This is a genomic window from Pseudomonas entomophila (assembly GCF_029193575.1).
In the GTDB taxonomy this organism is placed as follows: Bacteria; Pseudomonadota; Gammaproteobacteria; order Pseudomonadales; family Pseudomonadaceae; genus Aquipseudomonas; species Aquipseudomonas entomophila_G.
This window is the reverse complement of sequence record NZ_JARGCS010000029.1, coordinates 65,956-89,542: the sequence shown is the minus strand read 5'-3', so window position 1 is coordinate 89,542 and position 23,587 is coordinate 65,956. Positions and strand designations below refer to the sequence as shown.

Annotated in this window: 28 protein-coding genes and 2 tRNA genes; 11 read left to right on the top strand and 19 right to left on the bottom strand. The window is 63.5% G+C overall.

All coding sequences use genetic code 11. From position 1 onward, the window contains the following. Nucleotides 1–39 precede the first annotated feature (39 nt). Nucleotides 40–591, bottom strand: a complete 552-nt coding sequence (gene infC / locus P0Y43_RS13290) for a translation initiation factor IF-3 (RefSeq protein WP_011533207.1) — start codon at nt 589–591, stop codon at nt 40–42. Next, nucleotides 591–2,513, bottom strand: a complete 1,923-nt coding sequence (gene thrS / locus P0Y43_RS13285) for a threonine--tRNA ligase (RefSeq protein ID WP_275637710.1) — start codon at nt 2,511–2,513, stop codon at nt 591–593. The genes infC and thrS overlap by 1 nt, the downstream gene beginning before the upstream one ends. A gap of 326 nt (nt 2,514–2,839) precedes the next feature. Here thrS and P0Y43_RS13280 point away from each other — a divergent pair, with 326 nt between their 5' ends. Together P0Y43_RS13280 and P0Y43_RS13275 are read left to right on the top strand one after the other, a co-directional pair. Continuing rightward, complete coding sequence (locus P0Y43_RS13280; protein WP_275637709.1) at nt 2,840–3,142, top strand: hypothetical protein; 303 nt, start codon at nt 2,840–2,842, stop codon at nt 3,140–3,142. 163 nt (nt 3,143–3,305) lie between these two features. Beyond that, entirely contained in the window at nt 3,306–3,518 is a 213-nt protein-coding gene (locus P0Y43_RS13275) for a cold-shock protein (RefSeq protein ID WP_003250656.1), read from the top strand. Nucleotides 3,519–3,613: 95 nt separating this feature from the next. Here P0Y43_RS13275 and P0Y43_RS13270 read toward each other — a convergent pair whose 3' ends face one another. Further along, entirely contained in the window at nt 3,614–3,937 is a 324-nt protein-coding gene (locus P0Y43_RS13270; RefSeq protein ID WP_275637708.1) for an I78 family peptidase inhibitor, read from the bottom strand. Nucleotides 3,938–4,225: 288 nt separating this feature from the next. Between P0Y43_RS13270 and P0Y43_RS13265 the strand changes: the two genes are divergently transcribed. Then, complete coding sequence (locus tag P0Y43_RS13265; protein ID WP_275637707.1) at nt 4,226–4,438, top strand: hypothetical protein; 213 nt, start codon at nt 4,226–4,228, stop codon at nt 4,436–4,438. On the opposite strand, the gene P0Y43_RS13260 is transcribed toward P0Y43_RS13265, so the two are convergent. From P0Y43_RS13260 to P0Y43_RS13230, 7 genes are all read right to left on the bottom strand, one after another. After that, nucleotides 4,410–5,384: a nucleoside hydrolase gene (locus P0Y43_RS13260; RefSeq protein ID WP_275637717.1), complete on the bottom strand. Its 975-nt coding sequence runs from the start codon at nt 5,382–5,384 to the stop codon at nt 4,410–4,412. The two genes, P0Y43_RS13265 and P0Y43_RS13260, sit on opposite strands and share 29 nt — an antisense overlap. Before the next feature lie 204 nt (nt 5,385–5,588). Then, on the bottom strand, nt 5,589–5,993 hold the full coding sequence (gene rbsD / locus P0Y43_RS13255; RefSeq protein ID WP_275637706.1) for a D-ribose pyranase: 405 nt from the start codon (nt 5,991–5,993) through the stop codon (nt 5,589–5,591). Then, nucleotides 5,990–6,898: a ribokinase gene (gene rbsK, locus P0Y43_RS13250; protein WP_275637705.1), complete on the bottom strand. Its 909-nt coding sequence runs from the start codon at nt 6,896–6,898 to the stop codon at nt 5,990–5,992. Before rbsK ends, rbsD begins: the two co-directional genes overlap by 4 nt. 9 nt (nt 6,899–6,907) lie before the next feature. Further along, nucleotides 6,908–7,930, bottom strand: a complete 1,023-nt coding sequence (locus P0Y43_RS13245; RefSeq protein WP_275637704.1) for a LacI family DNA-binding transcriptional regulator — start codon at nt 7,928–7,930, stop codon at nt 6,908–6,910. A gap of 4 nt (nt 7,931–7,934) precedes the next feature. After that, nucleotides 7,935–8,930 carry an ABC transporter permease gene (locus P0Y43_RS13240; protein WP_275637703.1) on the bottom strand — a complete coding sequence of 332 codons (996 nt, stop codon included), beginning with the start codon at nt 8,928–8,930 and terminating at the stop codon, nt 7,935–7,937. Then, nucleotides 8,927–10,480: a sugar ABC transporter ATP-binding protein gene (locus P0Y43_RS13235; protein WP_275637702.1), complete on the bottom strand. Its 1,554-nt coding sequence runs from the start codon at nt 10,478–10,480 to the stop codon at nt 8,927–8,929. Before P0Y43_RS13235 ends, P0Y43_RS13240 begins: the two co-directional genes overlap by 4 nt. A gap of 21 nt (nt 10,481–10,501) precedes the next feature. After that, nucleotides 10,502–11,455 carry a sugar ABC transporter substrate-binding protein gene (locus P0Y43_RS13230; protein ID WP_275637701.1) on the bottom strand — a complete coding sequence of 318 codons (954 nt, stop codon included), beginning with the start codon at nt 11,453–11,455 and terminating at the stop codon, nt 10,502–10,504. Nucleotides 11,456–11,843: 388 nt separating this feature from the next. On the opposite strand from P0Y43_RS13230, the gene P0Y43_RS13225 reads away from it, so the two are divergent. Then, nucleotides 11,844–12,086: a DUF1654 domain-containing protein gene (locus tag P0Y43_RS13225; protein WP_275637700.1), complete on the top strand. Its 243-nt coding sequence runs from the start codon at nt 11,844–11,846 to the stop codon at nt 12,084–12,086. Nucleotides 12,087–12,150: 64 nt separating this feature from the next. Next, the gene (locus P0Y43_RS13220) at nt 12,151–13,128 is read left to right on the top strand and encodes an endonuclease (RefSeq protein WP_275637699.1); all 978 of its coding nucleotides are present in this window, start codon (nt 12,151–12,153) and stop codon (nt 13,126–13,128) included. Nucleotides 13,129–13,195: 67 nt separating this feature from the next. On the opposite strand, the gene P0Y43_RS13215 is transcribed toward P0Y43_RS13220, so the two are convergent. Further along, nucleotides 13,196–14,140, bottom strand: coding sequence for an aldo/keto reductase (locus P0Y43_RS13215; RefSeq protein WP_275637698.1), 945 nt, complete (start codon nt 14,138–14,140; stop codon nt 13,196–13,198). A 106-nt stretch (nt 14,141–14,246) separates the two neighbouring features. Between P0Y43_RS13215 and P0Y43_RS13210 the strand changes: the two genes are divergently transcribed. Then, nucleotides 14,247–14,693, top strand: a complete 447-nt coding sequence (locus P0Y43_RS13210) for a MarR family winged helix-turn-helix transcriptional regulator (RefSeq protein ID WP_275637697.1) — start codon at nt 14,247–14,249, stop codon at nt 14,691–14,693. 4 nt (nt 14,694–14,697) lie between these two features. Here P0Y43_RS13210 and P0Y43_RS13205 read toward each other — a convergent pair whose 3' ends face one another. The 4 genes from P0Y43_RS13205 to P0Y43_RS13190 form a co-directional block, all read right to left on the bottom strand. Next, nucleotides 14,698–15,123, bottom strand: a complete 426-nt coding sequence (locus P0Y43_RS13205) for a GTP pyrophosphokinase (RefSeq protein WP_275637696.1) — start codon at nt 15,121–15,123, stop codon at nt 14,698–14,700. A 196-nt stretch (nt 15,124–15,319) separates the two neighbouring features. After that, nucleotides 15,320–15,889, bottom strand: a complete 570-nt coding sequence (locus P0Y43_RS13200; RefSeq protein WP_275637695.1) for an SPOR domain-containing protein — start codon at nt 15,887–15,889, stop codon at nt 15,320–15,322. A gap of 137 nt (nt 15,890–16,026) precedes the next feature. Then, nucleotides 16,027–16,103, bottom strand: a tRNA-Val gene (locus P0Y43_RS13195). A gap of 231 nt (nt 16,104–16,334) precedes the next feature. Next, nucleotides 16,335–16,411: transfer RNA gene (locus tag P0Y43_RS13190), tRNA-Val, on the bottom strand. Nucleotides 16,412–16,614: 203 nt separating this feature from the next. Here P0Y43_RS13190 and P0Y43_RS13185 point away from each other — a divergent pair. Further along, nucleotides 16,615–17,898 (top strand): NAD(P)/FAD-dependent oxidoreductase, encoded by a 1,284-nt coding sequence (locus P0Y43_RS13185; protein WP_275637694.1) that lies wholly within the window; start codon nt 16,615–16,617, stop codon nt 17,896–17,898. A gap of 102 nt (nt 17,899–18,000) precedes the next feature. Here the strand turns inward: P0Y43_RS13185 and P0Y43_RS13180 are convergent, their stop codons facing one another. Then, the gene (locus tag P0Y43_RS13180) at nt 18,001–18,687 is read right to left on the bottom strand and encodes a peptidase C39 family protein (protein ID WP_275637693.1); all 687 of its coding nucleotides are present in this window, start codon (nt 18,685–18,687) and stop codon (nt 18,001–18,003) included. A 213-nt stretch (nt 18,688–18,900) separates the two neighbouring features. On the opposite strand from P0Y43_RS13180, the gene P0Y43_RS13175 reads away from it, so the two are divergent. Next, the gene (locus tag P0Y43_RS13175) at nt 18,901–19,074 is read left to right on the top strand and encodes a hypothetical protein (protein ID WP_275637692.1); all 174 of its coding nucleotides are present in this window, start codon (nt 18,901–18,903) and stop codon (nt 19,072–19,074) included. Nucleotides 19,075–19,143: 69 nt separating this feature from the next. Here the strand turns inward: P0Y43_RS13175 and P0Y43_RS13170 are convergent, their stop codons facing one another. Together P0Y43_RS13170 and P0Y43_RS13165 are read right to left on the bottom strand one after the other, a co-directional pair. Beyond that, the gene (locus P0Y43_RS13170; protein ID WP_275637691.1) at nt 19,144–19,896 is read right to left on the bottom strand and encodes a TerC family protein; all 753 of its coding nucleotides are present in this window, start codon (nt 19,894–19,896) and stop codon (nt 19,144–19,146) included. Between the two features lie 15 nt (nt 19,897–19,911). Next, nucleotides 19,912–20,151: a hypothetical protein gene (locus P0Y43_RS13165; RefSeq protein ID WP_275637690.1), complete on the bottom strand. Its 240-nt coding sequence runs from the start codon at nt 20,149–20,151 to the stop codon at nt 19,912–19,914. A gap of 132 nt (nt 20,152–20,283) precedes the next feature. On the opposite strand from P0Y43_RS13165, the gene nhaR reads away from it, so the two are divergent. The 3 genes from nhaR to P0Y43_RS13150 all read left to right on the top strand — a co-directional run bounded on the left by nhaR (nt 20,284) and on the right by P0Y43_RS13150 (nt 23,291). Next, the gene (gene nhaR, locus P0Y43_RS13160) at nt 20,284–21,177 is read left to right on the top strand and encodes a transcriptional activator NhaR (RefSeq protein ID WP_275637689.1); all 894 of its coding nucleotides are present in this window, start codon (nt 20,284–20,286) and stop codon (nt 21,175–21,177) included. Between the two features lie 88 nt (nt 21,178–21,265). Then, entirely contained in the window at nt 21,266–22,477 is a 1,212-nt protein-coding gene (gene sstT / locus P0Y43_RS13155; RefSeq protein WP_275637688.1) for a serine/threonine transporter SstT, read from the top strand. 169 nt (nt 22,478–22,646) lie between these two features. Continuing rightward, entirely contained in the window at nt 22,647–23,291 is a 645-nt protein-coding gene (locus P0Y43_RS13150; protein ID WP_275637687.1) for a YceH family protein, read from the top strand. 7 nt (nt 23,292–23,298) lie between these two features. Here the strand turns inward: P0Y43_RS13150 and P0Y43_RS13145 are convergent, their stop codons facing one another. Further along, complete coding sequence (locus tag P0Y43_RS13145) at nt 23,299–23,484, bottom strand: hypothetical protein (protein ID WP_275637686.1); 186 nt, start codon at nt 23,482–23,484, stop codon at nt 23,299–23,301. Nucleotides 23,485–23,587: the final 103 nt, after the last annotated feature.

Sequence of the window (23,587 nt, the reverse complement as noted above, 5' to 3'; positions counted from 1 at the left end):
AAATTACACATAACCATCAGGCCTGCCGTGCCCGGGAGGTTATTTCTTCTTTTTGGGGGCGATGACCATCATAAGCTGGCGTCCTTCCATCTTAGGATGCTGTTCGACGGTACCGTATTCGGCGAGGTCGGTTTCGACCCGCTTCAGCAGTTCCATCCCCAGCTCCTGGTGGGCCATCTCACGACCGCGGAATCTCAGAGAGATCTTGGCCTTGTCCCCATCGCTTAGGAAACGTACCAGGTTGCGTAGTTTTACCTGGTAATCCCCTTCCTCCGTCCCTGGACGAAACTTGATTTCCTTGATCTGGATCTGCTTCTGATTTTTCTTGGCTTCGTTGGCCTGCTTCTTCTTCTCGAAGAGGTGCTTGCCGTAGTCCATGACTTTGCAGACGGGCGGTTGCGCGTCGGCAGAGATCTCTACCAGATCCAGCTTCGCTTCATCAGCGATTCGCAGCGCTTCATCAATCGAGACGATGCCAATCTGCTCGCCGTCAGCGCCAATTAACCGAACCTCGCGTGCCGAGATATTCTCGTTGATCGGGGCCTTCGGTGCAGTTCGTTTATCGTTTCTCATTTCACGCTTAATAGTCATTACTCCGATTCTAGGCGACCGCGCTGTGCCACTGCGTCAGTGAGCAGTTGGGTGAATTGGGAGACAGGCATGGAGCCGAGGTCTTTGCCTTCACGAGTGCGTACGGCGACGGTCTGCGTTTCGACTTCGCGATCCCCTATAACCAAAAGGTACGGGACCTTGAGCAAAGTATGCTCGCGGATTTTAAAGCCGATCTTCTCATTTCTCAAGTCAGACTTGGCACGGAAACCGCTACCGTTCAGGGATTTTTCCACCTCGAGGGCGAAATCGGCCTGCTTGTCGGTGATGTTCATGATCACCGCCTGGGTCGGGGCCAGCCAAGCTGGGAACACACCGGCGTAGTGCTCGATCAGCATGCCGATGAAGCGCTCGAACGAACCGAGGATCGCGCGATGCAGCATGACCGGGCGCTTACGGTTGTTATCTTCGGCGATATAGCTGGCATCGAGACGTTCCGGCAGGTTCGGATCGTACTGCAGGGTGCCGCACTGCCAGTTACGGCCGAGGCAGTCGCGCAGGGTGAACTCGATCTTCGGGCCGTAGAACGCGCCCTCGCCTGGCTGGTATTCCCACTCCAGGCCGGACTCGTTCAAAGCGTCGGCCAAAGCGCCTTCGGCGCGGTCCCACAACTCTTCGGAACCCACGCGCTTGGCCGGACGGGTCGACAGCTTCATGGCCACGTCGGTGAACCCGAAGTCCTTGTACACGTCGAGCGTCAGCTTGATGAAGTCGGCAGCTTCCTTCTTCACCTGTTCTTCGGTGCAGAAGATGTGCGCATCATCCTGCACGAAGCCACGCACACGCATGATGCCATGCAGCGCGCCGGACGGCTCGTTACGGTGGCAAGCACCGAACTCGGCCAGGCGCAGCGGCAGGTCGCGGTACGACTTCAGGCCCTGGTTGAACACCTGCACGTGGCACGGGCAGTTCATCGGCTTTACCGCGAAGTCGCGGCTTTCCGACGAAGTGGTGAACATGTTCTCGGCGTAGTTAGACCAGTGGCCGGAGCGCTCCCAGAGGATACGGTCGACGACCTGCGGGGTCTTGATCTCGAGATAGCCATTCTCGCGCTGGACCTTGCGCATGTACTGCTCGAGCACCTGGTAGATGGTCCAGCCGTTGGCGTGCCAGAACACCATGCCCGGGGCTTCTTCCTGCAGGTGGAAGAGGTCGAGCTGCTTGCCGATCTTGCGGTGGTCGCGTTTCTCGGCTTCTTCGATGCGCTGGATGTAGGCGGCCAGTTGCTTCTTGTCGGCCCAGGCGGTGCCGTAGACGCGCTGCAACTGCTCGTTCTTGGCATCGCCGCGCCAGTAGGCGCCAGACAGCTTGGTCAGCTTGAACGCCTTGAGGAAGCGGGTATTCGGCACGTGCGGGCCACGGCACATGTCGACGTATTCTTCGTGGTAATACAGGCCCATGGCCTGCTCGTTCGGCATGTCCTCGACCAGGCGCAGCTTGTAGTCTTCGCCACGGGTGGTGAACACGTCGATGACCTCGGCACGCGGGGTCATTTTCTTGATGACGTCGTAGTCCTTTTCGATCAGCTGATTCATGCGCTGTTCGATGGCGGCGAGGTCGTCGGGGGTGAAAGGACGCTCGTAGGCGATATCGTAATAGAAGCCTTCGTCGATCACCGGGCCGATCACCATCTTGGCGGTCGGGTACAACTGCTTCACCGCGTGGCCGATCAGGTGGGCGCACGAGTGACGGATGATCTCCAGTCCCTCTTCATCTTTAGGGGTGATGATCTGCAGGGTGGCATCGTGGTCGATCAGGTCGCAGGCGTCGACCAGCTTGCCGTCGACCTTGCCGGCCAGGGTGGCCTTGGCGAGGCCCGCACCAATGGATGCGGCGACTTCGGCAACGGTAACGGCGTTGTCGAACGAACGTTGACTGCCATCGGGAAGAGTAATGGTGGGCATGGCGCCTCCTCTCCTAGTGGTGACCCCTACCAAAGGTCACGTGGGTTGGGATGAGCCAGTACAAGATCCGACCTGCCTTTCCCGGGGGAAAGCCTGCCTCACAGTGGCAGAAGCCTTTCGACCATGCAGGGACGAACCAGAGTGACTGGAAAAGTTGCGAGCTTCGAGTGGTGAGCTGCAAGCCGGGCATGCTAGCACGCGGGTTGCGCGGCCGGCAGAAATATTTGGAATTTACGCGCGAGGGGTGAACTTGTGCGGAAAATTTCCTATCAGACCTTCTGAAGCAACCTACTCTTGATGAGACCTAACCCAAGGAGTGTCTGGTTATGCGACTTCAGTCTCTTCTGGCCCTGGCCGCCGCAGGGGCCCTGCTGCTGCCGGTGACGGCCACGGCTGGCAATTTCCCGGCCGGCAAGGAAGGCGCCTACATGGATCAATGCATCCAAGTGGCCTCTGGGCAAGGCGTCGACGCCAAGACGGCCAATATGCACTGCAAATGCGGTGCCGATGCCATCAAAAAGAATTTCACCGACAAGGAGATCCAGGACCTGGACAGCAAGGACGGCGTTGACGCCAAGCTGATGCAGCGGGCCCAGGCGGCCGTGAGTGCTGCCTGCAAGCCCAAGTAACGCCTCCCCAATGCAGGGCGATCCGTGCATTCTTTGCGCTGGATCAGTATCCGGCTAAGGTAAAGAGCGCTACATCCGCAGAATTAGACTATGATGTCGCCGGTGCTGCGTAGCCTCGGCAACATTGCACTTCGAATAAATAACGTTTCTGGAGAGTCACCCCATGTCCAATCGCCAACAAGGCACCGTCAAATGGTTCAATGATGAAAAAGGCTACGGCTTCATCACCCCAGCAGGCGGCGGCGACGACCTGTTCGTACACTTCAAGGCCATCGAGTCCGACGGCTTCAAGAGCCTGAAAGAAGGCCAGACTGTTTCCTTCGTTGCCGAGCGCGGCCAGAAGGGCATGCAGGCTGCACAGGTTCGTCCGGAGTAATTCGGATTCAGTTGCAAAAAAACCCGCCTTAATCGGCGGGTTTTTTATGGGCGGGGTTTGGCGATAGGGCCGGCACTGCCACCCTACCCCCAGCATCAACCGCAGTTGACGCGGCTAACCTTGCCCTGCTCGTCCACGTTCAGGTTCAGACGCTCGGAGCGGTATTCCAGGGTGACCACGTCATGCGGATGGAGGATGCGCGCCATCTGCGCACCGCTGGCCTTGCGGGCTTGCTCGAGCAGCTCCGGAGTGCCCTGCTTGCCGACGGCGAAGTCGGCGCCACTGGCAGTGCAACGGCCATCACCGCCAGCCGGGGCGGACGGCGCGGCGCTACCGCCAGCCGAAGAGCCGCCAGTGCTGCAACCAGCCAAGACAGCAGCCACCAGCAGGGTCGCCAGGGAAGCGCGGGTACGGAACATGAATCCTCCTAATCGACTTTGGGAACTGCCTTATGCGACCGCTCCACTAACAGTTTGTTGCAAAACCGCTCAAGTCTGCCTGAAGCAGCGCAGCGAGGCCAAAGGCAATCGTGTCGGAATTTTGCACCGCACCGTTGGTTAGACCGGGCGCGCTGCTTATGCTTAAGTCGCAGGGCGACCGCCGCAAAGGCATGATTTACTTCGAAGAAGTGGAGCGCGCCTCGCCTCCGCTGCGAACGCCAGGAGCGGTGTTCGACCGCAAGTCCGGGCCCGCAGCGAGTACCTTTCATGAGCAGCCACAGTATCGACGCCGACATCAAGGTGAAATGGGCCGAGGGCCAGAGCGCCTACAGCCCAGGCACACCCGAGGAGCTGCTGCTGATCGCCATCGACCTGCTGGTGCGCGACCGCGGCAGCGAGGCGGCGCGCAGCTTCATCGAACAGGTGTTCGAGCGCTACGCGCCACACGACGCTATTTCAATCGAGCCAGACGCGCACTGAGCAGGTCGAAGAAGCCCTGGGCATCGCCGTTCTCGATCCACATCACGTTGGCCGGCTGCTTGAGCACGCCATACCAGTCGGCGACGGTCTGGGCGAAGGTCGGGCCTTCGCGGCTGTCGACGGTCATGTGGATCTGCCGGCCGCTGAACAGCTCGGGCTTGAGCAGGTAGGCAATGACGGTGGCGTCGTGCACTGGGCCGCCTGACATGCCGTACTTGTCCATGTCGTACTTGATGTACGCGTTGAGAATGTCCACGACCTTCTTGCTGGCGCCGTTGTTGACGTCGGCCAGCTGCTTGAGGCGGGCGTCGCTGGTGATGACCTTGTGGGTCACGTCCAGCGGCAGGTAAGTCAGCTTGACGCCGCTGGCCAGCACCACTTCGGCGGCGTGCGGGTCGGCGAACAGGTTGAATTCGGCTACCGGGGTGATGTTGCCACCGTTGAAGTGGGCCCCCCCCATGATCACCACTTCCTTGATGCCCTTGACGATGTCCGGCTGCTGGATCAACGCCAGGGCCAGGTTGGTCTGTGGGCCGAGCATGGCGATGGTGATGCTGTGGGGTTCGGCGGCACCCAGGGTGTCGACCAGGTACTGCACGGCGTTGCCCTTGGCCAGGCCCTGCTTGGGCTCGTGCACGGGGACGCCGGTCAGGCCCTCTTCGCCGTGGACGTCGGCGGCGTAGATCGGCGCACGCACCAGTGGGCGACCGGCGCCTGCGTAGACCGGGATGTCCTCGCGGCCGGCCCACTCACGGGCCAGGCGGGCGTTGCGCGAGGTCTTGTCCAGGCGCACGTTGCCGGCGACGGTGGTGATGGCGCGGATCTTCAGCTCATCGGGAGAGGCCATGGCCAGGAACAGCGCGACTACATCGTCGGCGCCCGGGTCGGTGTCGATGATCAGGTCCCGCGGGGCGGCGTGCACGGCGGCTGCGGCCAAGGTGGACATGATGACGACTCCCTGTAGCAAACGTTTGGCGGTCTTGATCAACATCGAGCACTCCTTTTCATTCTTATTGGGATTTGGGTGGATCAATTGCCGTTGAGGGTGTTCATGCCGGCCCAATCGCCGGGCAAATTCTCAGGAGCGGCGCCGTACCTGTAGGAGCGGGCGTGCCCCGCGACAGGGCAGCACGAACACCCACAACGCCAACTAAAACGTAACGCCCGCAACCAACGCGATATTGCTGTACGGCTTGCATTCCCCGGTGCGCACCACGACCTTGGCCCGCCGGGTCAACTCCTTGAACTCATTGTGATGCAGCCGTTGCCGCTCACCGAGCAATCCCGAGGCCTGCAGCGCCTCGACCTCAACCAGGGCCGGTGGCGCCACCTGGAAGATCTCCTCGGCCAGCACGTGCCGCTCCACCTGCATCTCGCTGAGCACCACGCGCAGCACACTGGCGAAATCCGGCACCCCCGGCGTCAACGCCAGGTCGATCAGTTCGACGCCCGGCGGCACCGGCAACCCGGCGTCGCCGATCACCAGGATGTCGCCATGCCCGAGGCCGGCGATGGTGCGCGACAGGGCGATATTGAGCAGTGCGGTCTTCTTCATTCGGCCAACTCCGCCAGGTACGGGATCGACGGCTGGGCGCCGGCGCGAGTGACGGAAATCGCTGCGGCGCGCTGACCACAGACGATCGCCTCGCCCTCCTCCAGCCCCCGCGCCAAGCCTGCGGCGAAACCGCCGACGAAGGTATCGCCGGCAGCGGTGGTGTCCAGCGGCTTCACCGGTGTGGCCGGGAAGTGCTGGCTGCCGCTTTCACTGACGAACAATGCGCCCTGGGCACCCAGGGTGACGATCACCTTGCCGGCGCCCCACGCGCGCAGCTGCTCGGCGGCGCGGCGGGCGCTGTCCATGTCATGGACCGGCAGCCCGGTGAGCGCCTCGGCTTCGCTTTCATTGGGAATCAGGTAGTCGATATGCGCGAACCACTCGGCTGGCAGCGGGCCGCTGGCCGGCGCCGGGTTGAGGATCACGGTCTTGCCCAACTCGCGACCACGGGCCAGCGTCCAGGCGACGGTAGCCGGCGGCACTTCCAGCTGGCAGATGATCACTTCGGCGTTCTGCAACAACGCATCGAAACGCTCCACGCTTTGCGGCGTTAGCAGGCCGTTGCCACCCGGAATGATGACGATGGCGTTCTGGCTCGCGGCATCCACCACGATCAGCGCCACGCCGCTGGACACGCCCGGGCAGACGCTCACCGCCTGGCAATCGATGCCCTCCACGTCGAGCGCCTGGCGCAGCTGCTGGCCGTAGGCATCGTCGCCGACGCTGCCGACCATCGCCACACTGGCGCCCAGACGCGCGGCAGCCACGGCCTGGTTGGCGCCCTTGCCACCGGGCACGGTGAAGAAACTGTCGCCGGCGAGCGTCTCGCCGCCTCGCGGCAGGCGCTCGGCGCGGGCCACCAGGTCCATGTTGAGGCTGCCGACCACTACGACCTTGGCATGCATGGGTATTCCTTAACGGTAATCATTGAACAGGTCCGGGCGCGGCCCGGTGGACTCGCGCAGCACGATACGCGGCGCGACGATGCGTTGCTCGGCTGCGCCATGGTTAGGTGAGGCGATACGCGACAGCAGCAGTTCCGCAGCGCTCTCGCCCAGCTCACGGATCGACTGGCCGACGGTGGTCAGCGGCGGGTAGACGTAGCGGCTGAGTTCGATATCGTCGAACCCGATCACCGACAACTGGCCAGGCACGTCGATATTGCGTTCGGCGGCGGCACGCAATGCGCCAAATCCGATCATGTCGTTGCCGGCGAAGATCGCCGTGGGCCGCTTGCCGTCGAGCAGGCGCGCCGCCGCAGCATGGCCGCCGGGGCTGGTGAAGTCGCTGTGCAGCACTCGGTCTTCGGCCACGCTCAGGCCGGCTTCAGCCATGGCGCGACGGAAACCCGCCACACGCAGTTGACTCACACCGGTCTCCACCGGGCCACCGATGCAGGCGATGTCGCGGTGGCCGAGTTCGAGCAGGTGGCGGGTGGCGAGGTAGGCGCCCTGCTGGTGGTCTATGCGCACCAGGTCGGCGTCCACGCCGTCCAGGGCGCGGTCGACGATGACCATGGGGGTGCGCACGTTGGCCAGGCTTTCCAGCAGGTCACGGTCTTCGCCCACCGAAGCGACCACCAGGCCGTCGATGCGTTTTTCCAGCAGCACGCGCAGGTAGCTGCGCTGCTTCTTCGGGTTGTCGTCGGAGTTGCACAGAATCACGCAGTAGCCGTTGCGCTCGCAGCCATCCTCGATGCCCCGGGCCAGCTCGGCGAAGTACGGGTTGACGTTGTTGGGCACCAGCAGGCCGATGGTCGCGGTGCTGCGCGCCTTGAGCGAGCGGGCCACGGCGCTGGGCACGTAGTCCAGCTCGGCGATGGCCGCCTCGACCTTCAGGCGCACATGCTCGCTGACCGGCCGGGTCTTGTTCAGCACATGGGACACCGTGGTGTAGGAAATGCCCGCAAGTGCCGCGACGTCTTTGATGGTTGCCATGCTTTCAATTCCGCCGGCTGGCGCGCCGACTGCGATAGGTGTCGAGCACCACGGCGATGACGATGACCGCCCCGGTGATGATGCGCTTGGTCGGCTCAGACGCGCCGATCTGCGCAAGGCCCGCAGCCAGCACGGAGATGATCAGCACGCCGAAGAAGGTACTGATGATCGAGCCGCGTCCACCCATCAGGCTGGTGCCGCCGATCACCACCGCGGCGATGACCTGCAGCTCCACGCCGGAGCCGGCATTCGGGTCGGCGGCTTCCAGGCGCGATATCTGGAACAACGCGGCCAGACCGGCGAGCAGCCCCATCAGGGCGAACACGCCGATCTTGTAGGGGCGAGGGTCGATGCCGGCCAGGCGCACGGCCTCTTCGTTGGTGCCGATGCCGATCAGGTAGCGACCGAACACGGTGCGGGTCAGCACCAACTGGGCAAGGATGATCACCAACAAGGCGATGATGAACGCAGGCGAGATACCGAAGGCGATCGGGTTGGAGAACCAGGCGAAAGCGTCGCCGATATAGGCGGTGCGCGAGTCAGTGAACTGGTAGGCCAGGCCACGGGCCATTTCCAGCACGCCCAGCGAGACGATGAACGAGGGAATGCGCCAGGCCACGGTGACGCTGCCAGTGATGCTCCCGGCCAGCGCGGCGATGGCCATGCCCAGCAGTGCGGCGGGCAGCACGCCCCAACCCCAGCCGAGGATGGCGACGCTGACGGTGGACGCGGCCAGGGCCAGCACCGAACCGACCGACAGGTCGATACCGCCGATGATCAGCACGAAGGTCATGCCGACGGCCAGGACCATCAGGTCGGGGATCTGGTTGGCCAGGGTACTGAAGGTGTTGTACGACCAGAAGTGGCTGCTCAGGAAGGAGAACAGCACGATCATCGCCAGCAAGGCGCCGGCCAGGCCCAAATAGGTGCCCAGGCCGAAATAAGTGCCACTGCGGCGTGCCGGGGTGCTGCCGGCGGTGTCGAGGGAGGGGGTCTTCATACGTCCATCCTGGGAGCTGCTTCGTGCAGCAGTGCGTCACGTTTCTGATAACCGGCGAAGGCGGCGGCGAGGATCTGGTCCTGGCTCCAGGCGTCGCGGTCGAAGGTGTCGATCAGCCGGCCCGCGGAGAGCACGGCGATGCGGTCGCAGATCAGCATGAGTTCGCGCAGGTCGCTGGACACCACCACCAGGGCCTTGCCCTGGCGCGCCAGCTCGGCCAGCAGGCCATAGATGTCGAACTTGGCGCCGACGTCGATACCGCGGGTCGGTTCGTCGAACATCAGCACTTGGCAGTTGCGTTCCAGCCAGCGGCCGATCACCACTTTCTGCTGGTTACCGCCCGACAGCTCACCGACCGCCTGGGCGGAACTGGCGCTGCGAATGCGCATGGCGTTGATCTGCCGTTCAGCCATGGCGCGTTCAGCGTCGGCATCGAGCACACCGGCACGCGATACCGCGCCAAGGTTGCCGAGCACGATATTGGCGCTGATCGAATGAGGCAGCAGCAGGCCTTCGCCTTTGCGGTCCTCGGTGATCAAGGCGAGGCCAGCGCGCACGGCGGCCTTGGGCGAATCGATGTTGATCGGCTTCAGCGGATGGCCAAGTTCGATGCTGCCGCTGTCGGCGCGGTCGGCACCGTAGATCAGGCGCAGCAACTCGGTGCGGCCGGCACCGATCAGGCCAGAGATACCGAAGATCTCCCCTGCCCTGACCTCGAACGACACATCTTTCACTTTATCGGCACGGCTGAGGCCGTTGACCTTGAGCAGCGGCGCGCCGATCTCACGACGGCCCAGGTCGATGTGCTCGCCCACTTCGCGGCCAACCATCAGGCTGACCAGTTGGTTGTTGTCGTAGCGGGCGATCGGCTCTACACACATCAGCTTGCCGTCACGCAGCACGGCGATGCGCTGGGACACGCGCTGCAACTCTTCGAGACGGTGGGAGATATAGACGATGGCCACGCCGCGCTGGCGCAGGCGCTCGATCTGGGTGAACAGCAGCTCGACCTCGCGAGCGGTGAGCATCGCGGTGGGTTCGTCGAAGATCAGCACATGGCAGTCGCCGATCAGGTTACGGGCGATCTCCACCATTTGCTGATGGCCGATGCCCAGCTCGCCGACCGGAGTATCCGGATCGATGGCGTCCAGGCCGACCTGGGCCATGGCTGCGGTAGCCAGTTGGCGCAGGCGCTTCTGGCTGATCCAGCCGGCGCGGCTGGGCAAGTTGTCGAGGAACAGGTTCTCGGCCACGGTCAAGGTCGGCAGCAGGTTCAACTCCTGCATCACCATCCGCACGCCAAGGCGCTCGGCCTCGCTACGGCTGCCAGGCTGGTAGGCCTGGCCACGGTAGGTCATCTGCCCCGTAGTGGGGGTTTCCAGGCCGCTGATGAGCTTAGACAAGGTGCTCTTGCCAGCGCCGTTCTCGCCGGTCAAGGCCAGCACCTCGCCGGCGTGCAGGCTCAACGTGACATCGCCGAGCACCGGTTGGGCGTAGGTCTTGCCCAGCCCGGTGACCGCGAGCACGACTTCATTGGCCGTTACAGACATGGCCGTTACTCCTGAGGGGTGTTACTGGGTAATGAGTTGGACTGGGGTCTGGATGACGTTGTCGGCATCGACGCCAGGCTTTTCACCCTTGACCATCTTCAGCGCCGCCTGAATACCGAACACCGCCTGCTGGCTGGCCGACTGGTCGAGAGTGGCGAGCACGCGGCCATCCTTGAGCATCGGCTTGATGGCGTTGATGTTGTCGTAGCCGACCACCTGCACTTGGCCGGACTTGCCAGCGGCGCGCACGGCGGAGACCGCGCCCAGGGCCATGCTGTCGTTGCCGGCCAGCAAGGCCTTGAGGTCGGGGTATTCATTGAGCATCGAGGCGGCGACGGCGTTACCCTTGTCGATTTCCCAATTGCCGGACTGCACCGAGACGATCTTCATCTGTGCGGCTTCCATGGCGTCCTTGAAGCCGGCGGTGCGTTGCTGGGCATTGGTGGTGGTCGGCACGCCCTCGATGATGCCGACCTGATCACCCGCCTTGAGCTTCTGCTGGGCCAGGTAGTCGCCGACCAGACGCGCGCCCTTGCGGTTGTCAGGGCCGACGAAGGGCACGCTGATGCCTTTGCTCTTGAGCACTTCGGGGTCGAGGCGGTTGTCGATGTTGACCACGGTGATGCCAGCGTCCATGGCCTTCTTGATCACCGGGACCAGGGCCTTGGAATCGGCCGGGGCAATGACCAGTGCCTTGGCGCCGGTGGCGATCATCTGCTCGACGATGCGAATCTGGTTGCTGGTGTCGGTTTCATCCTTGATGCCGTTGGCGACCAGTTCGAAATCCTCGGGGTGGGCTTTCTGGTAATCCTTGGCGCCGTCTTCCATGGTGCGGAAGAATTCGTTGGCCAGGGATTTCATCACCAGGGCGACCTTGGGTTTGTCTTCGGCGTGGGCCTGGGACAGCGGCAGGGCGAAGGAAAGCGTGGAGAGAACGGCGACAGCCAGCAGGCGACCGGGGAACGGAACTTTCATGGAGGGAACTCCGAATCTTGTGGTTTTTATCGGATCGCAAACGTTTGCGGTACCTCACTATGAGAACAGGAACGGGATTTGTCAAATCCATTCCATGGCGCGGGGGTGTTCGCGCAGGAGATGATTATCTGAGAAATATCCGGAAAACCGAACAGCTTTTAGCACTTTGTTCGGATTCCCGAATAATAGGTGATTTTGTGGTGTCGATACAGGCGGCACGCCCGCTCCGCAAATACCACGGCAACGCGCATACCGCCGTGAATCAGTGCGCACATCTACGGAACAAATCCCTGAAGTACGGTCATATGCGCTTTCCGACTTACCAGCTGTTGCGAAATAACCTACAGTCAAATACTGTACACACATACAGCAAAACAAGGAAAAGCCGATGGCCAGCTCCCCTGCAGCCACGCCCAGCAGCTATGAGCAGCTGGGCATGCGCATCCAGAAAATCATCAACAGCCCCACTGCCCAGCGCAGCCGTGCCGCGCTGATCTTTCGCCTGGAGCACGAGTCGCCCGACGACTGGGCCACCTTGCTCGAAGAAATCGCCGAGAACGACAACGTCACCCTCGCCCACCGAGACGACGGCGGCGTGCAACTGTTCTGGACGGTCCCGAAGGACGACTGACCTGCTTCATCACCCGGCTGCATGCCACTACTTTCCACCCCTTTGACTGACACGCCACGCCCTCATGAAAAGACTGTTGTATGCCATGACCCTGGCATTTGCCTTTATCCCACCCGCATTCTCCAATCCGCCAGCGACCTTCTCCGAAGCCAAGGTCGTGGCCAAGCAGAAGGTCTACCTCGACCAGGCCAACAGTGCCATGGGCGAGCTCTACTGCGGCTGCAAATGGACCTGGGTGGGCAAGTCGGGCGGACGCGTCGACCCAGCCTCGTGCGGCTACCAGACCCGCAAGCAGCAGAGCCGCGCCGAGCGCACCGAGTGGGAACATATCGTGCCGGCCTGGACACTGGGCCATCAGCGCCAGTGCTGGAAGAACGGCGGCCGCGAACACTGCGCCGACGACGACCCGGTGTTCCGCGCCATGGAAGCCAACCTGTTCAACCTCTACCCCGCCGTGGGCGAGGTCAACGGCGACCGCAGCAACTTCAACTATGGCATGGCCTCGGGCGTTGGCCCACAGTACGGCCAATGCCAGACCCGCGTGGACTTCAACCAACGCGCCGCCGAGCCGCGCGATGAGGTCAAGGGTCTGGTGGCACGCACCACGTTCTACATGTACGACCGCTATAACCTGAGCATGTCGCGCCAGCAGCAACAGCTGTTGATGGCCTGGGACAAGCAGCACCCGGTGAGCCAGTGGGAACGCGAGCGCGACCGGCGCATCGCTGCGATCATGGGGCACTCCAACCCGTTCGTGACCGGCGAGCGCAGCTGGACGCCTGGCTACAAGCCGGTGGCCGACGGGGTGGCCAGCGGGATCGCCACGCCTGCACCCAAGCCCGCCGCGCAGGCAACGCTGGCCAAGGCCGGCAATGCGACGCCAGCGGCCGGCGCAATCATCGGCAACCAGAAGAGCCATCTGTATCACCTGCCCAGCGGCTGCCCGGGGTATGCCCAGGTGTCGACCAAGAACCAGGTGAGTTTCGAGTCAGAGACCCAGGCGCAGGCGGCGGGTTATCGGAAGGCGGGGAACTGCAAATAGGGAGGCAGCGTTAAGCGGCCTCATCGCCGGGCAAGCCCGCTCCCACAGGAAGCGGGCCCGGCCGCTCTCAGACCACCCGGCTCACCTCATCCAAGCGCCGCACCTGCTCCTTGGACAGCGTCAACTGGGCCGCCGCCAGGTTGGACTTCAACTGCGCCAGGGAGCGCGGCCCGATCAGCGGCGTCGAGCCATGAATCGCCGCCCAGGCGATCGCCACTTGGTCCGCCGGCGCCGCCACCTCCTCGGCCACCGCCAGCAAAGTATCGAGAATCGCGCTGCGCTGCGCCGAATTTTCCGCCTGGAACACCTTGCCACCCAAACCCTCGGCACGCCCGACCTCACCCTTGCGATACTTGCCGGTCAACATGCCACCCCCGAGCGGCGAATAGGTCATCATGCCAACCCCCAATGCCCGACAGGCCGGGAACAGGTCCAACTCGCACTCGCGCCGCACCAGGCTGTGCTCGAATTGCGCTGCGGCGATCGGCACGGCCCGCGCCAACTGCGCATAGGTGGCTGCCTGGGCCAAGCGCCACGCAGAGAAGTTGGACAGCCCGACATACAGCACCTTGCCGGCACGCGACAGGTCCTCCAGGCCGCGCACCAGCTCTTCGATGGGCGTGACGTCGTCAGGGAAGTGCACCCAGTACAGGTCGATACGGTCGGTCCTCAGTCGCTTGAGGCTGGCCTCCAGCGAAGTGACCATGGCCTTGCGGCTGTTACCGGTGACCAGCGGGCCTGCAGTGGGCGAAGCGCCTTGAGTGAACTTGCTTGCCAGCAACACATCATCCCGCCGCCCTGCCAGCAACTCGCCGAGCCGCGACTCGGATTCGCCGAACTGGTAGATGTCGGCGGTATCGACCACATTGCCGCCCGCTTCCAGGTAGGCGTCGAGCATCGCCACGCAGGCATCGAGGTCGGCGCCATGGCCCCAGGCGGTGCCAAAGTTGCCAGTGCCCAGGGCCAATTGGGAAAGTTGAAGCCCGGTGTTGCCAAAAGGTGCATAACGCATAGCCGCTCCTGAATAATGGAACCCACTTTTTCCGGCAGGCACCCAGGTGACCCGTGGTGCCGCCCCTATAGTTGCATATGCAACTGTTGTAGGTACAATAATCCACATGAACACACCTATCAAGCCACTCGGCTGCACCAACCTGAAGTTGCGCCAACTCACGCGCACCATCACCCGCCACTACGACCAGCAGTTGGCGTCGATCGGCCTGAAGAACACCCAGTACGCATTGCTATCCCACGTGCTGCGGCTCGGGCCGCTGCGCCCCGGGGAACTGGCCAAGGCCATGCAGATGGAACCCTCGACCTTGACGCGCAACATGCAGCCGCTAGTGGCCCACGGCTGGCTGAGCATCGGCGCTGGCGGCGACGCGCGCAGCCGGGCAGTGCTGATTACCGAAGAAGGCCGCCTGAAACAGGAGGAAGGCAGCCGAGCGTGGCAGGCGGCTCAGGAAGCCCTGCATGCGCAACTGGGGCCAGAGCGCACGCTGGCGCTGCACCAGTTGATGGACGACTGCATGGCCACGCTGGGCGACTCTGCAGAACTGGAATGAAGCCTCAGGCCAGGGCTTGCAGGTAGGCGCTGGCCTCGCGGTAGCGGTTGAGCCGGGCGAGGTCTGCCGGCCCCGGGCAAGGAATGCGCGAAAGGTCGCTGTTATCGGCCAGGTCGGCCAGCTTGACCAGGCGCGCCAACGGATCGCTCCCCAGGCGCACCACAAAGTCCTCATAGGGCTCGCCCTGGCGCCGACTCAGGGCCAGTAGCGCGGCGAGTATCTTCAGCGGAAAGCCTTCACGGGCAAGGTCCGAGAGGGTCAACGGCGTGTCTTCCAGCACGTCGTGCAACACCGCGACGATGCGCTGCTCCGGCGTGCTGACCCGCATCATCACCCGCAACGGGTGGAGGATGTAGGCCGCTCCGCCCTTGTCGAACTGCCCTTGATGGGCCCTGGTTGCCACTTCGATCGCCCGCTCCAGGCTAGACATGACGCCTCCCCACTCAACCTTCGCATTGCCACCGAGCGCCATGGCCAGCACATCGGTAAGAACACCCTCAGGCAAAGCATAGTCGAGCAAATTCAAAGTCATGGCGTTTGTACAAGGCCAGTGCCGGTTCGTTGTCGCGGCCGGGGCAGAAACGAAAACGCCCAGGCACGAAGGCCCGGGCGCCAGGGGTGGCGGATCAGCGTGAAGCGCCGTGCTGGATGACGATCGAGTCGGTGCCCAGACGCCCCATCACGTCGGCCTTGCGCGCATCGGCCTCGGCCTTGGTGGGGAAAGGCCCCATCAACACCACCGGCTTACCGTCGCGGTATTCGACCGAGGACGGGATGCCCTTCTCGATCAAACGCGCGGTCATATCGCTGAGCGCGCCCATGTTGGCGCCTTGGATCACCTCGACATCCCAGCCCTCGGGGGCCGGCTGGTCGGCCAGGGCGTCGGCGCGGCGCTGCAGGTCGGCGCCGCCACAGGCCTCGCGGATACGCAGGTTGTTGCCCGTGTCGTCGACGATGATGTCGTACTGGCCGTTGCGCTTGATCGCCACGTAGCTGCGGTAGGCGGTGTATTGCCCAGCCTCATCCTTGTCGCGTACCTGCCCGCAGATGGTGCCCTGGGTGTCGATCCGCACGTTGGCGAACTTGGCCTTGCTGGGGTTGCCCAGGTGTTCAGCCACCTGCTTGTGCACGCCCTCGACCTCATTCTCACAGCCAGCCAGGGCCAGCACCGCCACTACCACCGCCAGTTTGCGCACGTATCCATCTCCTGATTCGAAGGGCCGGATTCTAGCATGGCGGCCCTCGACCGCCGACGGCCAGGCTGTCGCAGGCTGTGTCTGGCGAGAGGCAGAATGCAAAAAGGGCGACCCTTGCGGATCGCCCTCTTCTGATTTGGTAGGCACAATTGGACTCGAACCAACGACCCCCACCATGTCAAGGTGGTGCTCTAACCAACTGAGCTATGTGCCTGTCGTGTGGCGCGCATATTAGGGGAGCAATGCACACCTGTAAAGCGTTTTTTTCAAAAAAATCAAAAACTTTGCATCTTCACCGCCCCCTTGCAGGAGCGGACTGGCCCCGGGAGGGCGCCATCAGGGCCACCCTCGCTGGCGCGTCCGGCGCCATCCCGGTCGAAGGGGAGGACAATTGCTTTTTGAAAATGCAAAAGGGGCGATCCTTGCGGATCGCCCCTTTTCGATTTGGTAGGCACAATTGGACTCGAACCAACGACCCCCACCATGTCAAGGTGGTGCTCTAACCAACTGAGCTATGTGCCTGTCGATGTGGGCGCATTCTACGCGGTTCGGATCAGGTGTCAACTCTTTTTTTTGCGCTAACTCACTGATTCTAAAAATATTTGCTATAGAAGTTGGCGATTGGCCGTGCGTAAAGGATTTTCACCATACGACTAGCGGGTGTTTATTATTATTGATAGCATCGGTACATTCGTTAAAAATATAAAACACGAGGTTTCTCGAGCATGCCCAATACCCCCTACCCCCAGTCCTACTACGCCGCCTCGGCCAACCCGGTGCCGCCACGTCCGGCGCTGCAGGGTGAGGTGGAAACCGACATCTGCATCATCGGCGCCGGCTACACCGGCCTGTCCAGCGCCCTGTTCCTGCTGGAGAACGGCTTCAAGGTGAGCATCGTCGAAGCCGCAAAGGTCGGCTTCGGCGCGTCGGGCCGCAACGGTGGCCAGATCGTCAACAGCTACAGCCGCGACATCGACGTCATCGAGCGCACCGTCGGCCCCAAGCAAGCGCAATTGCTGGGCCAGATGGCTTTCGAAGGCGGCCGCATCATCCGTGAGCGCGTGGCCAAGTACAACATCCAGTGCGACCTCAAGGACGGTGGCGTGTTCGCCGCCCTCACCAGCAAGCAGATGGGTCATCTGGAATCGCAAAAGCGCCTGTGGGAACGCTTCGGCCACACCCAGCTGGAGCTGATGGACCAGAAGCGCATCCGTGAAGTGGTCGCCTGCGACAACTATGTCGGCGGCATGCTGGACATGAGCGGCGGCCACATCCACCCGCTGAACCTGGCCCTGGGCGAAGCCGCCGCGGTCGAGTCGCTGGGCGGCATCATCTATGAGCAGACCCCGGCCGTGCGCATCGAGCGTGGCGCCAACCCGGTGGTGCACACCCCCCAGGGCAAGGTGCGCGCCAAGTTCATCATCGTCGCCGGCAACGCCTACCTGGGCAACCTAGTGCCTGAACTGGCCGCCAAGTCGATGCCGTGCGGCACCCAAGTGATCACCACCGAGCCGCTGAGCGACGAGCTGGCCCGTACCCTGCTGCCGCAGGACTACTGCGTCGAAGACTGCAACTACCTGCTCGACTACTACCGCCTGACCGGCGACAAGCGCCTGATCTTCGGCGGTGGCGTGGTCTACGGCGCGCGCGACCCGGCGAACATCGAAGCGATCATTCGTCCGAAGATGCTCAAGGCCTTCCCGCAGCTCAAGGATGTGAAGATCGACTTCGCCTGGACCGGCAACTTCCTGCTGACCCTGTCGCGCCTGCCGCAGGTTGGTCGCATCGGCGACAACATCTACTACTCGCAGGGCTGCTCGGGCCACGGCGTGACCTATACCCACCTGGCCGGCAAGGTGCTGGCCGAGGCGCTGCGCGGCCAAGCCGAGCGCTTCGATGCGTTCGCCGAGCTGCCGCACTATCCGTTCCCGGGCGGGCAACTGCTGCGCGTGCCGTTCAGTGCGCTGGGGGCCTGGTACTACAGCCTGCGCGACCGCCTGGGGATCTGATCGGTCCGGTTGATGGGTTGGCTGTACTGACGCCATCGCGGGGCAAGCCCGCTCCCACAGGCACAACACGTCCTGTGGGAGCGGGCTTGCCCCGCGATGCTTTTAGCGACCCAGGGTGCTGACCGCCTGTTTTGCGGCAATCTCCTGGCCTGCCCGCGCCAAGTCGTCGGCAGCCTGCAACCAGCGCTGGCGGTCCACCTGGGCCGGCAACTGGCGCGGCGACTGCACCAGCACCGCCCAACTGCCCTCCTTCTCCCATGCCGACTGGAACTCATCGAAGTCCAGCACCTGCCGACGCTTCATCCCCGAACGCAGCAGCACCCGTTGCTTGTAGCGGTCATAGCCGATCAGCACCGCATAACGGGGTTCCCCCCACAGCGCCGCCCCGTCGTGATAGCGCAGCAACACTGGGTTGCCCGCCGCCACTTGGGTCAGCAGCGCATCCAAGTGTTTATCCAACGGGTAGACCAGCATGCCGTACTCGCGCGCGACGCGAGGGATGGCGGTTTCCAACGACGCGACGCCCTGGGGCAAGCTCAACGGTTTGTCCAATAGCCCAGGCGTAATACGCACGCCCTGTTGGGAGAGAAGCTCGGCCAATGCGATAGAGCCACTGGCGTTGGCGGTGCCGGCATAGAACGGCACGCTGCTGATCTCGACCCGTTGCGGCAAGCCCTTGAGCGCGGCCGGTGGTGCGCTGGCGCAGCCGGCGAGGCTTGCGGCCACCAGGCATGCGGCCAGCAGCCGGCGTGGCGCGACGACCATCGATAGGAGGGAATGTTGCGGCATGGACACTCGCTTGTCTCAACGCCAGGCAGATGGCACCCGGCCCTGGGCACCGATCATAGGCCGCCAGCGGGCGCGGGTATAGCCTGTGACGGGCTTGGAGCGAATCGACCCAAGGGATAGACCTTTGGTCAATGGAACGTCATGCAGGGCAAGCTAGACTAAAGCTGTGTCTGGAAGGCGAGCGCGCAGCTTGCCTGAGAGAAGGAGGCACACATGAGCCTGACAATGGCAATCCTGATGCTGGTCGGCATGTGGCTCAGCGTCGCAGCCGCCATGCTGTGGGGGGTACTGCGCATCGTAAGGCGCCATGCCCACCATCACGCCCCGCCAAAAGCCCTGCCCAAACAGCCCGTGCGACGCGCGCGGCGGCACGCTGGGGCGCATTGAACTGAGCGCCCTATCGCGGGCAAGGCCACTCCTACAAGGATTGGGGGGCATTCAGCCCCCCTTTCTGCGTCACCCTTCAGTGGCCTCGCGCTTCAACCGCGCGCGGCGCGCCAGGATGTTCAGCACCTCGATGGCCGTCGAGAACGCCATCGCCGCATACACATAGCCTTTCGGCACATGGGCACCGAAGCCTTCGGCGATCAGCGTCATGCCGATCATGATCAGGAAGCCCAGGGCCAGCATTACCACGGTCGGGTTGTCGTTGATGAAGTTGGCCAGCGGGTCGGCCGCCACCAGCATCACGATCACGGCGGTGATCACGGCGATGATCATGATCGGCAGGTGCTCGGTCATGCCCACGGCGGTGATGATGCTGTCGACCGAGAACACGATGTCCAGCAGCAGGATCTGGAAGATTGCCGCCGCGAAGCCCAGCGTGACGGTGGAGGAGACCTTGGACTCTTCCTTGGCGCCATGCGGGTCGACGCTTTCATGGATCTCCTTGGTCGCCTTCCACAGCAGGAACAGGCCACCAGCGATCAGGATCATGTCCTTCCACGAGAACGCGTTGCCAAACAGCTCGATGACCGGGTCGGTCAGCTGAACGATCCACGCCACGGTGCTGAGCAGCGCCAGGCGCATGATCAGCGCCATGCTGATACCAATGCGCCGCGCCTTGGAGCGGTACTCCATAGGCAGCTTGTTGGTGAGGATGGAGATGAAGATCAGGTTGTCGATGCCGAGGACGACTTCCATGGCCACCAGGGTGGCCAGGGCAATCCACGCGGTCGGGCTCGCGGCCAGTTCCAGCAAGTATTCCATTTAATGTTCCTTCGCTCAGATGTCCTGGGTGGTGTTCTTGTCGTCGCTGTCCTTGGCCTTCTGGCCATCGTTGCCGATGGCGTCACTCAGGGCCTGCTGCGCGGCTTCGTTGGTCTTGTCGATAGCCTGCTTGGCCGACTCGGCGGCCTGGTCGAGCATCTGCTGGGCGGATTTCTCGGCCTGGTCGCAACCAGCCATGGCGAACAGCGCCAGGGCCAGCACCAGCGGCGTGCCTATGGATTTCAGTTGTAGCATGGGGTCCTCGCTTGTCGATGTTCCGTCGGCGCGCGCGGCGCCTGATGGAACGCATTCTAGAGAGGCGAATACTTCAGGAAAATTCGTATTTTTAGCGGTTATACTTCGAGTTTTCCGAAGTGAGCCAACGCCATGCTCAATTATCGTCAGCTCCACTATTTCTGGGTGGTGGCGCGCACCGGCAGCATCACCCGCGCCAGCGAACAACTAAACCTGACGCCACAGACCATCAGCGGCCAGATCAGCCTGTTCGAGCAAACCTACAATCTGGAGCTGTTCCAACGCGTGGGTCGGCAACTGGAACTGACCGAAACCGGGCGCCAGACCCTGGCCTATGCCGAGCAGATGTTCCAGATCGGCAGCGAGCTGGAGACCCTGCTGCGCGCCGGCCCCCAGGAACAGATCCTGTTCCGCGTGGGGGTCGCCGACGTGGTGCCCAAGTCCATCGTCTACCGTCTGCTGGCGCCGACCATGGAACTGGACGAAGTGCTGCGCATCAATTGCCGCGAAGACAAACTCGAACGCCTGCTCGCGGACCTGGCGATCCAGCGCCTGGACCTGGTGATCTCCGACAGCCCCATGCCCAACCACCTGGACATCAAGGGCTACAGCCAGAAACTCGGCGAATGCGGCCTGAGTTTCTTCGCCACACCGACCCTGGCCCAGCGCCTCACCCTGCCCTTCCCTGCCTGCCTGGACGACGCGCCGCTGCTGGTGCCTGGCCAGGAAACCGTGGTCCGCAGCCGGTTGCTGCGCTGGCTGGCCGAGCAGCAAGTGCAACCGCGGATCGTCGGCGAGTTCGACGACAGCGCCCTGATGCAGGCCTTCGGCCAGTCCGGCAGCGGCATCTTCGTCGCGCCCAGCGTGATCGCCGACGAAGTATGCCGCCAGTACGGGGTGACGCTGATCGGGCAAACCGAGGCGGTCCACGAGTCGTTCTACGCCATCTCGGTGGAGCGCAAGGTCAAGCACCCAGGGATCGTGGCGATTACCGAGGGGGCGCGGCGCGAGCTGTTCAACTGGTAACGGACGATACCCGCGAAGCACCCAGAAAGTGCCTACACCGCGCTGTGCTAGAATCGCCGGTTTGTTCAAACCCGAGATCCCGCTTCACATGACTCCCGTTCTGCGCCTCCTCAACCGCACCAGCCTGGTGACCCAGATCGTCATCGGCCTGCTCGCCGGCATTGCCCTGGCCGTGCTCGCCCCCGCCGTGGCCCGGGACCTGGCATTCCTCGGCAAGGTGTTCGTCTCCGCCCTGAAGGCGGTGGCACCGGTGTTGGTGTTCATCCTGGTGATCGCCTCCATCGCCAACCACCGACATGGCCAGGAAACCCATATCCGCCCGATTCTCTGGCTGTACCTGCTGGGCACTTTCGCCGCCGCGGTAGTGGCCGTCGTGGCCAGCATGGCCTTTCCTTCCGCACTGGTGCTCAACACTGGCGACGCGACCCTGAGCGCGCCAGGCGGCATCACCGAGGTGCTGCAGAACCTGCTGCTGAGCGCCGTGGACAACCCGGTCGCGGCGCTGCTCAACGCCAACTTCATCGGCATCCTGACCTGGGCCATCGGGCTGGGCGTGGCCTTGCGCCATGCTGGCGACACCACCCGCCAGGTGGTGGAGGACCTGTCCAACGGCGTGACCCTGATCGTGCGTGTGGTGATCCGCTTCGCCCCGCTGGGGATCTTCGGCCTGGTCAGCTCGACCCTGGCACAGTCGGGCCTGGACGCGCTGCTCGGCTACCTGCACCTGCTGGCGGTGCTGATCGGCTGCATGCTGTTCGTGGCACTGGTGGTCAACCCGCTGATCGTGTTCTGGAAGATCCGCCGCAACCCCTACCCGTTGGTGCTGCTGTGCCTGCGCGAGAGCGGCATCACCGCGTTCTTCACCCGCAGCTCAGCGGCCAATATCCCGGTCAACCTGGCGCTGTCGCAGCGCCTGGGGCTGCATGAGGACACCTACTCGGTGTCGATACCGCTGGGCGCGACCATCAACATGGCCGGGGCGGCGATCACCATCACCGTGCTGACCCTGGCTGCGGTGCACACGCTGGGGATTGCCGTGGACCTGCCCACGGCGGTGCTGCTCAGTGTGGTGGCAGCGGTGTGCGCCTGTGGCGCCTCGGGCGTGGCCGGGGGGTCGTTGCTGCTGATACCGCTGGCGTGCAGCCTGTTCGGCATTCCCAGCGAGGTGGCCATGCAGGTGGTGGCGGTGGGGTTCATCATCGGTGTGCTGCAGGACTCGGCGGAAACCGCGCTGAATTCCTCGACCGATGTGCTGTTCACCGCAGCGGCGTGCCAGGCGATGGAGCGTCGCACCGCTTGACGCGTGGCTGCGGCGCAGTCCAATCGTGGGCAAGCCCGCTCAGGTTCCCGACAATCCTCACCTGTAGGAACGGGCTTGCCCCACGATGAGGCCCGCACAGCCCTCGATTGCTTAACCCCAGCGCATTGCCTAGTCTAGGGGCCTTTTTCCCCGCAAGTGAGACAGGGCCATGTCAGAACACGAAACCGCAGGCGAAGGCCGCTTCAACAGCACCGAAATCCGCGTCCTCGGCTCGCTGATCGAAAAGCAGGCCACCAGCCCGGAAACCTACCCGCTGACCCTCAATGCCCTGGTCCTGGCCTGCAACCAGAAGACCAGCCGTGAACCGGTGATGAACCTTTCCCCCGGCCAGGTCGGCCAGGCCCTGCGCGCGCTGGAGGGCCAGGACATGACGCGCCTGCAGATGGGCAGCCGCGCCGACCGTTGGGAGCAGCGGGTCGACAAGGCCCTGGAGCTGGTGCCGGCGCAGTTGGTGCTGCTGGGGTTGATGTTCCTGCGCGGGCCACAGACGGTCAACGAGCTGCTGACCCGCAGCAACCGCCTGCATGACTTCGAGGACGCCGAGCAGGTGCAGCACCAGCTCGACCGCCTGGTGTCTCGCGAGCTGGCCCTGCACCTGCCGCGCCAGCCCGGCCAGCGTGAAGACCGCTACACCCATGCGCTGGGCGACCCCGCGGAAATCGAGGCGATCCTCGCGGCGCGCCAGCACGGTGGTGAGCGTGGCCCTGGGGGTGCCGTGTCGGAAGAGCGCATCGAGGCGCTGGAAGCCCGGATAGCCGCGCTGGAGGCGCGCCTGGCACAGTTGGAGGGTTGAGCCGGCGCTATTCCGGCTCGGGGAAGTTTCGGCAACTCTTGCGCTCGGCCAGTTCCTGGTCGCTGGGGCGCTGGTCGACGAACACGGTGCGGCCGTCGCCGTAGATTTCCAGATAGCCCCAGTGCAGGTCCTGTTCCTGCTGACCGGGTTTTGGCGGGACGAGCCACCAGGGTTCGCGGCTGATCAGGTTCATGTCGAGGTTCCCGTAAAGGCCTGCATTGAATGATAGACAGCCTCGGCACCCCTGGTTCCCCGGCCTCACCGGCCCCTTGCCTTGTAGAGGCGGGCTTGCCCCG